Genomic DNA, 559 nt, shown 5'->3' on the forward strand with positions numbered 1-559 from the left:
ACATAAGCTGCCTGGCGCCGCTCGCTTTGGCCTGCGGCCTGGCGACCACCGGCAGGGACGGCGCGCCGGAGCCGGATATGCTGGAGATCGCCATCCTGGCGGCGGATATTCGCCACGATCGCATCGTTCAGGCTTGCGCCAAGGCAAACCCGATCGCTGAGCTGACACCGGTCTTCGCCACCTTGCTTGCCCATCTGCCGTAGTCAGCCGGCCTGGGCTAGCCTTCGGCGGCCATGGCCATGATCGCTTTCTTGGCGCGCTGGATGGAAGCCGGGCTCATCGAGAGTTCGGTCAGCCCCATCTTCACGAAGGTCGCAATCAGATCCGGACGGCCGGCCGCCTCACCGCACATGCCGACCATGATACCGGCGGCGACGCCGGCTTTTGCCGTCATTTCGATCGCCGATATGACGGCCGGATTGGTGACATCGTTGAGCTTGGCGACGGTCGGATTGAGCCGGTCGGCGGCCATGATGTACTGGGTCAGATCGTTGGTGCCGATCGAGAAGAAAGCGACCTCCTTGGCCAGCGCCGGGGCGATCAGCACGGCGGCCGGGGT

General features: G+C 65.1%; 1 protein-coding gene and 1 pseudogene. One reads left to right on the forward strand and one right to left on the reverse strand.

Annotated features, from left to right (window positions below):
• Window positions 1-203, forward strand: a pseudogene (locus tag EN991_RS39070) (hypothetical protein); the annotation flags it as partial.
• A gap of 14 nt (window positions 204-217) precedes the next feature.
• On the opposite strand, the gene EN991_RS39075 reads toward EN991_RS39070, so the two are convergent.
• On the reverse strand, window positions 218-559 hold a 342-nt coding region (locus EN991_RS39075), incomplete at its 5' end, for a putative PEP-binding protein (RefSeq protein ID WP_348630526.1).

The organism is Mesorhizobium sp. M7A.F.Ca.US.005.03.2.1 (genome assembly GCF_003997795.1).
GTDB lineage: Bacteria > Pseudomonadota > Alphaproteobacteria > Rhizobiales > Rhizobiaceae > Mesorhizobium > Mesorhizobium ciceri.